The following is a 14,420-nucleotide window of genomic DNA, read 5'->3' on the forward strand; positions in this document are numbered from 1 at the left end:
TATGACCAGAACAAACTACGCCAGTTCGGGTGGATTACCGGGTAATGAGGCTGCCGAACAACTGTAGTGGTTCAATGATCCCATTCACAGCAGATAGACAGACCTCTAGAGAAATACTCCAGGCGTAAGCTCGATCTCATAGGGGTAGCTCAGAGGGAAGCAGGCGTTAGATAACGCCGTTACACCACTTGCGCTGAGCCAGCAGCGCCGGATCGACAGCGGCGCAAAGCTCGTTGTACAGACCGGCGCGCTTGGCGAGATCCTGCAGCGGGCGGGCACGTGAAAGCGAGTAGCGCAGGGTGCGCTCAAGCGATTCCCAGGTTGCGGCTTTCTGCTCAGAGCTCAGCTGCGGCCAGGCGATCATACCGATCTCGGCCAGTTGTGCCTGCACGTTCATGCGCCAGGGACCGAGCTCGGAAGCTTGCGCCAGCGCCCGGTCGAACTCATCGTCGAATTGAAGCAAGCGCAGCTTAATAAACGCCAGCTGCATCCAGGTATGGGGCCACAGCGGCCGCGCCTTTACCGACGCCCGATATCCCTCCAGCGCCCGCTGGCGACTTGCCTCGGCAGTTTCGGCACCGAACGGCTGTGCGATATATCGCCACTCGTAGACACGTCCCAAGCGATCCCAATAGTCGCCGTTTGTCCCCGGAACCAGGCTCACGGCACGCTCGGCAGCGCTCCTGGCTGCTTGCCAGGCAGGTTCTGAGGGCTGCTCCCGCTTGTCGCTCCAGTGACTCACGAACATCTCGGCCTGAGAGGAGGAAACTCCCGACAGAAACGAGGCCAGCGACAGATAGAGCATCGGCAGGCACAGCAGAAGCAACAGGACGCAGACAGGTTTGCGCCAAGGCAGTTCCACAGCAGAGCGACTCGATGACATCAGCTGAAATGTCCCTGTGCGATGGACCAGGGGTTGCGGGTCACCAGCTCGGCGGCCTTTTTATCGCCAATCAGCGCTGCAGCGGCCTGAACGCCCTCTCGCAATCTTGGTGGACGGTGCTCGGTGTTGTGGGCATCGGTGGCCAGTATGGTAACCCTGCCATCGACCAACAGCTGATACGCCAACTGCTGGGCGGACTCGCCGAAGCCACCGGCAACCGACGCCGCCGTCACCTGCAGCAGACAACCCTGGGCGATAAACGGCTTCAGTTTGGAGGGGGTTTTCATTGCCGCCTTGTTTCGCTCCGGGTGTGCAATCATCGGCAGCACCTTGCGATCGATCAGCCACTGGGTCAGACGCTCGGCACCGAACGGGATCTCGCCATGGGGAAACTCCAGCAGCAATACCTTGCTCCCCTGCCACTCACCGAGGAAAGGTACCGCCTGGCGGGCGATACCCTCCATCAGCTCAAGCCCGAAACGCACTTCGGCGGCGGCGGACACCTTTAGCGCAATCCCCTGCTCCTGCAGCCCCTTGCGGAACTGCTCCAGAGCGGGGTCGATGGTGGCCGGCGAGTTTTCGTAGCGGCCGGGGTGGATGTGGGGTGTGCAGACCAGATGCGTAATGCCGTCGTCGACGGCAATACGCGCCAGTTCAAGCGCCTTGCTCAGGTCTTCCGCGCCGTCGTCGATGCCGGGCAGAAGATGGTTGTGCAGGTCTACCATCCCCATCCTGGTTACGCCTCCTTGGCCGAATCGCTGTAGCCGTAGTAGTCGTAGTAACCGCCGTAGCTGTAGCCGTGCTTCTTGGCTTTTTTGATATCGACCTGGTTCAGCACCACACCGGTCACCGGCGCGTTGTTCTGCAGCAGCTGGCCGACGCCGCGTTTCGCCAGCGGTATGGCAGTCGACTCGGACTTGATCACATAGATCAGTGCGTTGGCATAGGTGGACAATACCAGCGCGTCACTGACCGCCTGGGTCGGCGGCGAGTCGATGATAATGCGGTCGTAGCGGCTCTCCAGCACCTGAAGCGCCTTGGCAAAGCGCTGGGAGGATAGCAACTCAAGCGGGTTGGGCGGCACCGTACCGGCAGAGATGATATCCAGGTTGCCTTCCACCGACTTGATGCACTCTTCGAGCTTGGCGGTACCGGCTACCAGGTTGGCCAGCCCCGGCGTGCCCACCGGGAATTCGAAGTTCTTGGCGACGGTGGGGCGGCGCATATCGGCATCGATCAGCAACACCCTCTCCATCTGCGCCATTGCGAAGGCCAGGTTGGCCGACACTGAGCTCTTGCCCTCGCCCGGAATCGACGAGGTCACCACCAGTACCTTGTGCGGATTGTCCAGACCGGACAGCACGACACCGGTACGGATGGTACGGATCGACTCGGTGAACGCCTTGTCGCCATCGTTCAGCACCATGCGCGCCACATCGTTACGCTGCCTGCCCTTGAGCAGGGGCAGGATACCGAGCACCGGCAGGTTGAGCTTGTTCTCGACATCCTCGGTGCTCTTGAAGGTGTTGTTGAGGAAGTCGAGCAGCAGCGCCATGCCAACACCGGCCATCATCGCCAGCAGCCCGGCGATGGCAACGATCAGCGACTTCTTCGGCTTGACCGGGATCTCAGGCACCACGGCACGATCAACGATACGGGCGTTGACCGACTCGAAGTCGGAGGTGGCCGAGGTCTCCTTCAACCGGGTCATAAAGGTATCGTACAGCGAGCGGTTGGCCTCCACCTCGCGCTGCAGTTCGCGCAGCTTGAACTCCTTGCGCTTGATATCCTGGATCTGCTCCTTGTTCTGGTTGAACGAGCTCTGCAGCGAGCGTTCATTGGCCGTGGCCAGCTGGTATTCACGCTCGATGGACGCCACCACCTGCTCTACCTGCGAGCGCAGGTTCGCACTGGAGGCGTTCAGTTCGGTATTGGCCGAGATCATCTTCGGATGTTTGGGGCCATAGCGGCGGGATAGCTCCTGCACCCTGGAGCGGGCGCGTCCCTCCTCCGCCTTGAACTGCTGCACCAGCGGGTTGCTCAGCACGGCGGGCACGGTCGCCAAACGCTCCCAGCCACCGTTTTTCATTGAGGCGACCTGACGATACTGGCTTTCCGCCTCGGCGCGACTGCGACGGGCGTCGATCAGGCGATCACCGGTCTGCGACAGCTCGCCGCCGGCAACCGTGGTCACCCCTTCAAGATCAACCAGGTTTTCCGCCTCTCGGAACGCCTGCAAATTGCGCTCGGACTCCTGCAGTTTGGTTTTCAGCGACGACAAGCGCTCGTTCATCCAGTTGGTCGCCGTCTGGGTCATGTCCAGCTTGGCTTCCAGCTGGCTTTCAATATAGGCGTTGGCCAGGGCATTGGCTGCCTGTGCGGCCAACCGGGCATCGGCCATCTCGATCTCGACCTTGACCAGCTGGGTCTTTATTACCGGGGAAATCGTGGTGCGCTCGATGAAAGCCAGCACCACCTGGTCGAAGATCTGCGCCTCGGTCAACTCCTCCGAGGCCTCGAAATCCAGCGGCGTGGCGATCGGCAGCCACTTGCGGATATCGAAGGATTTGAGCATCCCCCGAATATCGATCAGCGGTTCTGGCTGCTGACGGGGATCCAGCTCGGGGTGAGTGGTCAGGTTCAACTCGCGCACCACGCGCTCGGCCAACTGACGTGATTTCAACAACTCAAACTGGGTCTGCAAATACTCGTTGCTGCCGCCCTCGAGTCCGTAGATATCCTCGATCGATACCGCCTTGGCCGCCTTCTGCTCGATCAGTAGCGTCGAGACACCCTTGTAGATCGGCGTGATGCTCAGCACCACCAGCGCCGCCAGCATCACCACCACCAGCGTCAGCGTGATGATGCTCCACTTACGGCGCCAGATGGTCTGCCACAGCTGCAGCAGGTCGATCTCATCATCGGCTATACGTTGAGCCAGTGACGCGCGTTCCTGTTGATTGAAACCTGTTTCCATAATCAGAAGAAGCTCTGCTCAATTGTGATGATGTCGCCCGGCAAGACTCGGGTATCCAGATCCGCATTGAAAGTGCGCTTATCACTGCCCTGCTCACGAATGATCGACATCTTGCTTTTCGACGCGCGCTCGGTAAAACCACCGGCCAGGGCCACCGCCTTGCGTAGCGTCAGGCCCGGCTTGAACGGATAACCTCCCGGCTCCTTGACCTCACCGTTAACGAAGAAATCGCGGTATTCCAGGATACTCACCGATACCTTCGGGTCGATCAGGTAGTCACCTTTCAGCCCCTTGATAATGCGCTGCTCAACCTCGGCAGCCGTCAGCCCCAATGCTCGAACCTCACCCAGGAAGGGGTAGGAGAAGGTGCCCGCATCGGTCATGCGGATCTGCTCGAAGCTGAGATCCTCTTCACCGAACACGTTGATGCTGATCACATCGCCGGAGCCCAGACGATACTGGGCATCGCCGGCCGCCCAGCCGGTTACGGAGCAGAGAACAAGAGAGAGAAGGAGTAGAAATCGCGTCACAGCACGCTGAATCATTGTAGCTTTGCCTCAAACATCTTTACGGCAAAAAGGGGGGACATGCCCCCCCCTTTCCATCGGCAACCGATATGGCTGCGATTAGAGTCCCATGGTCAGAGTAACCTGATACTGGTTGCGGTCGTAAGACTCGCCTGACACGTTGGAATCCACATCCTTATACTGGTAGCCAACACCGACGCTCATCCAGCGACGCAGCTCATAGGTCAGCCCAGCACCAATGCGGTTGGTGTCGTCTTCACGATCGTTCTCATAGTCTTCATTGATGAAGGCATAGTTGAGATCGGAGGAGACAAAGGAGGACCACTGATGGTTCCAGTTCACGCTGGTGCTGGTAGTGTCGATATAGTTCTCGGCACCTTCGGAGCCCTCCGCCACATAGCGATTGGTTTCCAGCGTGAAAGCGGAGTAGGTGCGCGGTTCCCAGGTGACACCCACTTCCCACATGGTCTTGTCAGCATCGTCCTTGGAGGCATCATCAAACTCCTTGGTACCCCAACCAAACTTGGCGGTACCACTGGTCTTGGCGGTCGCTTCCCAGGTCACACCCAGAAGGTAGGCCATGGCGTCGCTGTCCAGGGTCGAGCTGTTCAGGACATAGTCGTAGTCGCTGTAGCGCACTTCGGCCAGGGCACGGGTCTTTGGTGCCACACGGTAGTAGGCGGTCGCCGACAGACTGGTGGTATCGCGCTCCTGGTCGTCGTTCACCCCACCTTCGTTGTCATAGCGCTTCCATTCATGGTTGGCGCCGAAATCAAGCTGCATGGTGGCGGACTTGGCGCCGTAACCGTACACACCGCCGATATTGTAGGTGTGGTACTTGTCGTTAACACCCTCTGTTTCAGTATCGGCTGTCTGCTCAACCCGGTCATAGCCTGCATTCAGATCCAGACGGCTGCGGGAGCTGAACTCCATGTGCGCATCCAGATCCAGATGATGGTCAACATTGTCATCATTACGAAAAGAGTGGTAGGTCTCACTGTTCAACGCATAGGTCAGCGAGTACAGGTTCACCCGATCCTTGGCCGCCAGCACGAAGGTCGGGCTGATGCTGGTGATCCAGGAGGAGTCTTCATCGGTACCGACTTCACGGAAGTTGTCGTCGTAACGCTCGGAAACTTCGAGAGTCGGTGTAAACTGAACGCCTCCCAGATCGATCGACGCCGCTTCGATGGCCAGTACATTGCCGCTGGCGGCCAACAGTACGGCGACGCTCAGGGTGTTCAGTGCAAAATTCTTACGCATGGCGGAAAGCCCTTTCTCTACAGTTCCATTCAGGTCGCAGGCGCTCCCCTTTGTCGGGAGCGCAATCGATAACGATGATCAAGTGGCCGGGCTGGCACTGGATCCATTACCACCATTACCCGCAGGCGTATTCGTCGTGGTCACGGTAGTGGTATCGCCATTTGATGAATCGCCGCCGTCATTGGAAACTGTCGCGACGGCAGTATCTACGCTCGAGTTGATGGTCGTCGCCACCTCGGCGGACACAACCTGCGATACTGCGGCCTTTATCGCCGCGGCCTGCTGAGGCGCCTTTTGCGCAGCCGCCACCGCAATGTCGCTAGCCAGTGATGCAGGCGCTACCTTGATCGCAGCGGCCACCAGCTGACCGGCCAGTTCGGGGTTAGCCTCGACAGCCGCTTCAACCAGCGCTACGGCATTCTGAGGATCGGCTTTGATCGCCGCTTCCAGGTCGGTAACGGCTTTAGGGGCTGATGCGCCATTGGTGGACGTAGTAGTGGTTGTTTCATTATCATCGCTAGCAGCCGCGACTGCAGCTCCAACGGCAGCAGCTGCAGCAACGCCTGCCGCGACCGCGCCTACGCCGATCCCTGCACCTGCAGCAGCACCGGCAGCTCCTGCTCCTGCGCCAGCTCCACCCGCTCCTGCACCAGCACCAGCACCGCCTGCTCCTGCACCAGCACCAGCACCGCCTGCTCCTGCACCAGCACCGCCTGCACCTGCACCTGCACCGCCGCCAGTCTGAATTGCGGCGCCGCCTCCGCTAGCGCCTGCGTCTTGCGCCAGCACTGGGCCGGAAGCCATAGCCAATGAGAGTGAGATTGCGGTAATTGTCCTGCGCATTGTTCGTTCCCCTGAAGTTTGATGTCCGGTATACCGGGCCACCTTCAGCCCGATTGTCCCTAATTGTCCTTTTTGCGGTGCAACGCCAGCACCATAAAACGTATAATCCGCTGATTTTATGGGCTTGTTGATTAAATGGCCAGCCAACTAGCCAATTTTTATGCCGCCTGCGCGTCATCTTGTTCTCCGCGAACCAGGCGGGCTAACTATAAAGGTCGGCCCCGGCAGCCAAACGTTTAACCCAGAATAAAAACCAGGGAGCAGTTAATTACATGAGCCAGGCACGCTCTTCACTTGAATCAGCCCTGATCTTTTTCACCCTGGCGCTGCTGGTCTGGCTTCCGTTACCGATCGGCAGCAACAGCGACTGGGCGAAGGCACTGTTCTGCGTCATCATCACCCTGCTCACCGGCCTCTGGGCAGCAATGCAGTTGAACAAATCCACCACACACAACCGCGCGCTGAAGCCTGCAATCCCCCTGTTTGTTCTGCTGCTGGCTACCCAAGCCTGGGTCGCGCTGCAGTGGGGGCTCGGCATTACAACCGACGCCGGCACCACCCTGCAGAACCTGATGCTGGGGCTTGGCTACAGCTTTCTGTTTATCCTGGTGGTCGGCCTGTTCCATACCCGCAAGCGGCTGACCCTGCTGATCAGCGTGCTGGTAGTCAGCGGCACCCTACAGGCGTTCCATGGCACCCTGATGACGCTGTCCGGCCTGGAATGGCTGCTGTTCGAGCCCAAACAGCACTACCACGGCGTGGCCACCGGTACCTACGTGAACCGCAACCACCTGGCCGGCTATCTGGTGATGACACTGGGCCTGGGGATTGGACTGCTGATGGCACTGCGCGACGGCGCGCCCTTGCGTTGGCGCAACCTACTGGAGATGCTGATGGGCCCGAAGGCCCGGCTGCGTCTGGCCCTGGTGATCATGGTTATCGCCCTGGTGATGACACGCTCACGCATGGGCAACACGGCCTTTTTCGCCTCGCTTCTGGTCATCGGCGGCCTGTTCGTGCTGCTGAACAAGGAGCACCGTGTACGCAACAGCCTGATCCTGGCCAGCCTGGTGCTGATCGACGTGCTGGTGATCAGCCAGTTCTTCGGCCTCGACCGCCTGAAGGATCGACTGATCAACACCCGGGTGGAGAACGTGGTCGAAGAGGGTCAAATCGTCGCAGGCAAAAACGAGCTCAGGCTCGACGTGTTCCAATACGCCTGGCAGCAGTTCACCGACCGACCGATCACCGGTTTCGGTGCCGGCAGTTTCGATGCAAGTTTCCAGTCATACCCCGGCCCGGATATCCCGCTGTACTTCGACTACGCCCATAACGACTATCTGCAGTTCGCCATCGAGTACGGCGTGATCGGCTGGCTCATCCTTGGCTTGTTTGTCATCGGCGCGTTACGCCAGGCGCTGAAGGCACTCTGGAATCGGGAGTCCTGGTATCGCAGCGGAGTAGGATTTGGCGCCTCAATGGCCATGCTGGGGATACTGATCCACTCGGCCACCGATTTTAACCTGCAGATTCCGGCCAATGCAGCGACTTTCGTCACGGCAGCAGCCATTGCGGTGCTGGCCGGTCACCACCGCAAGGCCCGCGCTCGCGATAGTTAACGGCGCGTGTATAGCCACCACGCCGCCCCGCCCAGGAGCACACCGCTTAGGTTAGCCAGGGCATCGAGCGCACTGAATGTCCTGTAGGGCTGTACCAGGTGCTGTAATAGCTCCAGGCCGGGAGCGGTTAACAGCAGTACACCCCACAGCAGCCCTGTGGGCAGCACCCGAAAGGCGATATGGGCACAGATCGCCAATACCGCGAACGCCATCAGGTGCAGCCATTTATCGGATTGGTAGAACAGGTCCGGTGGCGACTGCGGCCGCAACAGGCCATACAGTAACGCCGCCAGCGCGGACCAGAAAGGCAGTTGCCGGTAGAGATATGGCTTACCAGCGATCAGTTGCTTCATTCGGCCCTCCCCTTCCCAGCTTTAACAACACAACCACCTCTGGCACGGCCTGTCCCCTTACCATCAAAAAGCCCAAATAAAAGGAATCAATCCTACCGACAGGCTACCAACCACCAGACTCATCGGTATGCCGATCTTAAGGTAATCCCCAAACCGATACCGTCCGGGGCCATACACCATCAGGTTGGTCTGGTAGCCCAGTGGCGAGATAAAGCTGGCGGACGCGGCGAACATCACCGCGATCACAAACGGCATGAAGCTCACACCCAGCTGCTCGGATACGGCGATGGCAATGGGGAACATCAACACCGCCGCCGCGTTATTGGTGATCAGCTCGGTAAAGGTAGCGGTCAGCAGATAGATCATGGCCAACGCCAACCAGGGCGAGAGTGCGTCACTGAACACCAGCGCTCCGGCAATGGATGAGGCCGCACCGGTCAGCGTCATCGCATTCCCGAGGGCAAAGGACGCGGCGATCACCACCAATACCGGCAAATCGATATAACGGCGTGCCTTCCCCGCCGTCACACAGCGACTGCCGATCATGGCACCGGCGGCCAGGAATGCCGACTCCATGATCGGCAATAGCCCGACAGCACTGGCCACAACCATCGCCAGCAATATCGCCAGGGCTAAGGGCGCCTTACCAAAATCGGGGGGAGTCGAGTCGTTCAGCGCACTGACCAACAGGAAGTCGCGGCGGAAGCGGTACTGCTCGACAAACTGATGACTGGCTTCCAGCAACAGCGTATCGCCGACCTTCAACCGTATATCGCCGAGCTTGCCGGGAATCCGGTTTCCCTCACGGGACACCGACAGGATCACCGCGTTGAACCGGGTACGGAAACGCGACTCGCGCACGCTGCTGTTCAGCGCGGGGAACTCCGGCCCCAGTACCACCTCAACGATACAGCGCTGGTGATTGGCCACATCCATCTTATGAATGCTGCCATTGGCAGGCTTCAATCCCTGTATGCGTCGCAACTCGCTAGCACACTCCGGCGCGCCGATAAAATAGAGCTTATCGCCAGCATTCAACGTGCGGTCCGGTTCCGCCGCTGTGATCAATCGCCCCTGACGGTCAATCTCCGCCAGGTAGCCGTAGCTCAGACTGCGCAGCCCTGCCTGGGCAATCGTTTTACCGACAAGAGGACCGGTTGATTCGACCTCAACCTCAACACCATATTCACGCACCTGCTCCAACTGCTCCTCCACACCACCTCTTGCGGGCAACAGGCTGTCGGCAAACAGGAACATAAAGCACAACCCCACCAGCAGCAGCGGTACCCCCAGCCATGCCAACTCAAACAAGCCAAGGTGCACACCGGTTTCGGCTTGCAGCAAGCCATCAACAACCAGGTTGGTACTGGTACCGATCAGCGTGCAGGTACCGCCCAGAATGGTGGCAAAACTGAGTGGAAGCAGCAGTTTCGATGCCGGTATACGCAACCGTTGTGCCCACTCCTGAATAGCGGGGATAAACATCGCCACCACGGTGGTGTTGTTCATAAAGGCGCTGAGAACACCGGTTGGCAGCAGCATTCGCCCGAGCGCACCGCGCACCGACTGTGGCTGGCCCAGCAAGCGAGATGCGACCCACTGCACTGCGCCGGTTTCCTTCAGTCCGGCGGCGACCACATAGAGGGTCGCGATCGTGATCACGCCACTGTTGGAAAAGCCGACCAACGCTTCTGCCGGCGTCAAAATGCCGCTAATGGCCAGAAACGCCAGTGCGGCCATCAGGATCAGGTCAGCCGGTATGCTGGTGAGCGCCAGCGCAATGAGCACTGAACCTACGGTACAGAGGGTCAGGATGGCGTCAATTTCCACAGGCACGAGGCTCCGCGTACTCAGGTCCTGCCATATTTATCTTCAAGGCGCACGATATCATCCTCTCCCAGATAGGAGCCGGATTGCACCTCGATAAGCTCCAGCGGAATGACGCCGGGATTCTCCAGCGCGTGCACCTGACCGACCGGGATATAGGTAGACTGGTTTTCCGTCACCAGGTAGGTTTTATCGCCATTGGTCACCTTGGCGGTACCGCTGACCACGATCCAATGTTCGGCACGGTGGTGATGTTTCTGCACCGACAGCTTCGCGCCGGGTTTTACGGTGATGCGCTTGACCTGGTAGCGCTGCCCGTTGTCGATGGAGTCGTAGACACCCCAAGGACGGTACACCTCACGGTGGTTCAGGTGTTCGCTGCGCCCTTCAGCCTTGAGCCGTTCGACCACCTTCTTCACATCCTGTACCCGGTCCCTGTGCGCGACCAGCACCGCATCCTTGGTCTCAACGATAACCAGGTCATCGACACCCACTGTGGCCACCAGGCGGCTATCGGCATGGATGTAACTGTTGCGTGAGGAGTGGTTCAGAACATCGCCTTTCACCACATTGCCATCCACATCCTTGTCGCTGACATCCCACAGCGCCGACCAGGCGCCGATATCACTCCAGCCAGCATCCAGCGGCACCACCACCGCATCATCCGTCTGCTCCATCACGGCATAATCAATGGAGTCATCCGGGCAGGCGGCGAAGGCTTCGGCATCCACACGGGTAAAGGTCATATCCTGACTGGCATTAACCAGTGATGCGCGACAGGCATCGAGAATGTCAGAGCGGTAGCGGCCCAGCTCCTCTAGGTAACGGCTGGCTTTGAACATGAACATGCCGCTGTTCCACAGGTAGCGACCGCTTTCCAGGTACTCCTGTGCGGTTGTTTCATCCGGTTTTTCGACGAAGCGACTGACCGCAAAACCGCCGTCCGACAGCGCATCACCCTGCTCGATATAGCCGTAGCCGGTTTCCGCATGGGTGGGCACTATGCCAAAGGTGACCAGCTTGCCCGCCCGAGCCTGGGGCAGCGCCACCTCAATACTGCGGTGAAAGGCGTCAACATCGCGGATCAGATGGTCGGCAGCCAGCACCAGCAGTACTGGATCATCCGCGTTCTCCACCGCCTGCAGTGCGGCCAGCGCGATAGCAGGAGCGGTATTACGTCCAACCGGCTCCAGCAGGATATTGGCCTGCTCCATCCCCATCTGCCGTAATTGCTCGGCCGCCAGAAAGCGGTGCTGTTCGTTACAGATAAGGCTAGGTAGCGCAGTTTCCAAACCGGAAAGCCGATCCAGCGTTGCCTGCAGCATGGTGAGAGTTGCATCCGCCAAGGGCAAGAACTGCTTGGGATTCAGTTGGCGCGATAGCGGCCAAAGACGAGAGCCGTTGCCACCAGCCATAATGACGGGGTAAAGCATAAAATTGATTCCTGTAAAGTTTTATCAGAGAGCCGCTAAATAGGCGCGGCTGTTCTCATGTACACGTGTATCTTCATGCATTTCATCTGGATGCCACCAACGATAGGTGCTGTGTTGCTGGTGTGGAGGCTCCAGATCTTTACCGGCATCCAGCTTCAGGTGGTAACCGAGCACCACATAATGGGTCGAAGGTGAGTCCGCATCGTCCCCAAACACGCTGTCTTGATAAAAATGTTCATACACTCCCAACAGGCGGGCCTCTTCTCGCTCAGATGCGAGACCCAATTCGATTTGGGTGAGTCGTCTGAACGCGTCATCCAGCATCTCGCTCTTGAGAATGCGGCCCCCAGGTACGAACCAAAAGCCTTGAGCCGGTCGGTTTGTCCTCTGCCCCAGGAGGATATAACCATCAGCACGCTCGACTATCAAATCGATCGAAACCAAAGGAGTAACGGAGACAACTGTTTTAAAGGTTTCCGTGTCGATCCACATATTCAGTTTGTCCAGAACAGGGTTGTGGACTGAACACTGCAACAAAACGACTGAGCAGTACATCCTTGTCGAGATAATCGCGAGCGTAATCGGCAGCAATTGTGTTTGGCCGGAGCTTGGACAGCGAGTGTTCGATACCAGACACCAAAGCATCAACCGACTCGGGCTCAATACGCTGGGCTATCCCCGGATATTTTTCGCAAAGAATTCCCAAAGTTGTGTCCGGATCTGCCGTGATTACGGCATTGCCCCCAACGGCCAATATGTTGGTCAGTTTGGACGGGAGTACAGCATCCGCCGCACCTCGCTTCTGCACTACCAAGTGGCAATCCGCCGATGCTAGCAAGGATGGCAGGAGTTCGTATGGCTGAAGCGGTGCAAAGGTTAAGTTCTCCAACCCAAAGTCACTCGCCTGGTCCATCAGGCGTCGCTTTGCAGCACCATCGCCCACCATAAGGAAGTGCAGGTCATCCCGTTTATGTAGTCTATGAGCCGCCTCGATGACTGATTCAAGCCCCTGTTTCTCCCCCATGTTTCCCGAATACAACACCACTCGCTTCGTCGGGTCGACACCCAAGTTTCTCAGCAGCGGGGCATCTTTCTCCACACCGCAAAACCGGGACACCTCCGACCAATTGGGGAAGAACAGCAGTTTACTCTCCTCGACCCCTTTCTGGCGGGCGCGCTTGAGCATCCCCTCCGAAATGGTGGAAACCCGATCAAACCGGTTCAGCAGCCAGCGCTCGACAGCGAAGGCGATTCCTTTCAAACGGCCGCCTTTCGCCAGTGCCAATCCGAAGAGCGCATCAACCTCGTAGTCCTGAATATGGACCACGCGTTGTGCTCCGGCGAGCTTCCCTAACAGCAAGGTTGGCAATGAGCAGAACAGCGTCGGTACTACTTGAATCACCAGATCCGGCTTCCACCACCACTGGCCCAATACAGGGAACAGGGAACTGAAAGCAAAACTAGCCAAGTGCAGCACACGTTTAAATGAGGAGGGTCTGGACGGCACGTAGAGTGGGCAACGCGTTACGCGAACGCCCTCTTCCATCAACGTTTGATAATGCCAGGTCGAATATCCAGGGCCAACTTTCCATTCTGGATAATAAGGAGGTGCGGTCACTACCTGCACCTCGTGCCCCTGCTGCACCAGCCAGCGCGCCATCTCACCAGAATATTTCCCAATACCCGTAAGTTCCGGGCTGTAGTTGATGCCGTACAGCAGAATCTTCATCAACCCAACCGCGCATCATCAACATGGGTTTTGAACCACTCGTAAGTACTGCGCAAACCGGACTCCAGGCCAATCGACGCTTTCCAGCCAAGCGAAGCAAGGCGCGACACGTCCATGAGCTTGCGGGGAGTACCATCCGGCTTAGTGGTGTCGAAACGTAGCGTACCTTTAAAGTCCGTCACTTTCGCCAATGTTTCAGCTAACTCACGGATAGTACAATCGACGCCTGTACCCACATTAATATGAGATAGCATCGGTTGGGTATTGGTCTGATAGACAGCGTCATCCAACTCCATCACATGTACGGAGGCTGCCGCCATATCGTCCACATGCAGGAACTCGCGCATCGGGGTGCCTGTACCCCAGATGACAACCTCATCCTGCCCAGCTAATACCGCTTCATGGAAACGACGCATCATGGCGGGGATTACATGACTGTTTTCCCGGTGAAAGTTATCGTTGGGACCATACAGGTTGGTCGGCATCACACTGCGATAATCCCTGCCATATTGGCGGTTATAACTTTCACACAGCTTGATACCGGCGATCTTGGCGATGGCATAGGGTTCATTGGTGGGTTCCAACACTCCCGTCAGTAACGCGTCTTCCCGCATCGGCTGTTCAGCGTGTTTGGGGTAGATACATGAAGACCCCAAAAACAGCAGCTTCTGCACACCACTCATATGAGCGGCGTGTACTATGTTGGCCTCTATCATCAGGTTTTCATAGATGAACTGTGCCGGGTAGACGTTATTCGCTTGAATGCCCCCGACTTTCGCGGCGGCTAGGTAAACTTGATCTATCTCGTTGGCTCGGAAGTAATGCTGGACGGCTTCCTGATCTAACAGATCAAGTTCTTCCCGAGCAGCCGTCAGGATACGGCTATAACCTTTGGCCTCGAGCTGGCGGACAATGGCCGAACCGACCATCCCTCTATGTCCGGCCACAAAAACAGTACGTTGCATG

General features: G+C 58.1%; 14 protein-coding genes. 2 read left to right on the forward strand and 12 right to left on the reverse strand.

Going from position 1 to position 14,420, the window contains the following annotated elements:
• Positions 1-166: 166 nt before the first annotated feature.
• The 5 genes from IEX40_RS18215 to IEX40_RS18235 form a co-directional block, all read right to left on the reverse strand.
• Positions 167-883, reverse strand: a complete 717-nt coding sequence (locus IEX40_RS18215) for a VpsP family polysaccharide biosynthesis protein (protein ID WP_188750906.1) — start codon at positions 881-883, stop codon at positions 167-169.
• Positions 883-1,614 (reverse strand): tyrosine-protein phosphatase, encoded by a 732-nt coding sequence (locus IEX40_RS18220; protein WP_229680829.1) that lies wholly within the window; start codon positions 1,612-1,614, stop codon positions 883-885. Before IEX40_RS18220 ends, IEX40_RS18215 begins: the two co-directional genes overlap by 1 nt.
• Positions 1,615-1,619: 5 nt before the next feature.
• Complete coding sequence (locus IEX40_RS18225; RefSeq protein WP_188750908.1) at positions 1,620-3,860, reverse strand: GumC family protein; 2,241 nt, start codon at positions 3,858-3,860, stop codon at positions 1,620-1,622.
• A gap of 2 nt (positions 3,861-3,862) precedes the next feature.
• Complete coding sequence (locus IEX40_RS18230) at positions 3,863-4,405, reverse strand: polysaccharide biosynthesis/export family protein (RefSeq protein WP_188750910.1); 543 nt, start codon at positions 4,403-4,405, stop codon at positions 3,863-3,865.
• 81 nt (positions 4,406-4,486) lie between these two features.
• Positions 4,487-5,650 (reverse strand): outer membrane beta-barrel protein, encoded by a 1,164-nt coding sequence (locus IEX40_RS18235; protein ID WP_229680830.1) that lies wholly within the window; start codon positions 5,648-5,650, stop codon positions 4,487-4,489.
• Positions 5,651-5,786: 136 nt separating this feature from the next.
• Here IEX40_RS18235 and IEX40_RS18240 point away from each other — a divergent pair, with 136 nt between their 5' ends.
• Entirely contained in the window at positions 5,787-5,936 is a 150-nt protein-coding gene (locus tag IEX40_RS18240; RefSeq protein ID WP_188750912.1) for a hypothetical protein, read from the forward strand.
• 292 nt (positions 5,937-6,228) lie between these two features.
• Here the strand turns inward: IEX40_RS18240 and IEX40_RS18245 are convergent, their stop codons facing one another.
• The gene (locus IEX40_RS18245) at positions 6,229-6,375 is read right to left on the reverse strand and encodes a hypothetical protein (protein ID WP_188750914.1); all 147 of its coding nucleotides are present in this window, start codon (positions 6,373-6,375) and stop codon (positions 6,229-6,231) included.
• Between the two features lie 390 nt (positions 6,376-6,765).
• Between IEX40_RS18245 and IEX40_RS18250 the strand changes: the two genes are divergently transcribed.
• Positions 6,766-8,112, forward strand: coding sequence for an O-antigen ligase family protein (locus IEX40_RS18250; RefSeq protein ID WP_188750916.1), 1,347 nt, complete (start codon positions 6,766-6,768; stop codon positions 8,110-8,112).
• Here the strand turns inward: IEX40_RS18250 and IEX40_RS18255 are convergent.
• The 6 genes from IEX40_RS18255 to fcl all read right to left on the reverse strand — a co-directional run bounded on the left by IEX40_RS18255 (position 8,109) and on the right by fcl (position 14,419).
• A complete protein-coding gene (locus IEX40_RS18255; protein WP_188750918.1) occupies positions 8,109-8,465 on the reverse strand; it encodes a VanZ family protein in 357 nt (118 codons plus the stop codon). The genes IEX40_RS18250 and IEX40_RS18255 overlap by 4 nt on opposite strands.
• Before the next feature lie 63 nt (positions 8,466-8,528).
• On the reverse strand, positions 8,529-10,295 hold the full coding sequence (locus IEX40_RS18260; protein ID WP_188750920.1) for an SLC13 family permease: 1,767 nt from the start codon (positions 10,293-10,295) through the stop codon (positions 8,529-8,531).
• A 20-nt stretch (positions 10,296-10,315) separates the two neighbouring features.
• Positions 10,316-11,725 carry a mannose-1-phosphate guanylyltransferase/mannose-6-phosphate isomerase gene (locus tag IEX40_RS18265; RefSeq protein ID WP_188750922.1) on the reverse strand — a complete coding sequence of 470 codons (1,410 nt, stop codon included), beginning with the start codon at positions 11,723-11,725 and terminating at the stop codon, positions 10,316-10,318.
• Between the two features lie 24 nt (positions 11,726-11,749).
• The gene (locus IEX40_RS18270) at positions 11,750-12,217 is read right to left on the reverse strand and encodes a GDP-mannose mannosyl hydrolase (protein ID WP_188750924.1); all 468 of its coding nucleotides are present in this window, start codon (positions 12,215-12,217) and stop codon (positions 11,750-11,752) included.
• Positions 12,192-13,454 carry a glycosyltransferase WbuB gene (locus tag IEX40_RS18275; RefSeq protein ID WP_188750926.1) on the reverse strand — a complete coding sequence of 421 codons (1,263 nt, stop codon included), beginning with the start codon at positions 13,452-13,454 and terminating at the stop codon, positions 12,192-12,194. The genes IEX40_RS18270 and IEX40_RS18275 overlap by 26 nt, the downstream gene beginning before the upstream one ends.
• A complete protein-coding gene (fcl, locus tag IEX40_RS18280) occupies positions 13,454-14,419 on the reverse strand; it encodes a GDP-L-fucose synthase (protein WP_188750927.1) in 966 nt (321 codons plus the stop codon). The genes IEX40_RS18275 and fcl overlap by 1 nt, the downstream gene beginning before the upstream one ends.
• Position 14,420: the final 1 nt, after the last annotated feature.

Source organism: Marinobacterium zhoushanense (genome assembly GCF_014641945.1).
In the GTDB taxonomy this organism is placed as follows: domain Bacteria; phylum Pseudomonadota; class Gammaproteobacteria; order Pseudomonadales; family Balneatricaceae; genus Marinobacterium_D; species Marinobacterium_D zhoushanense.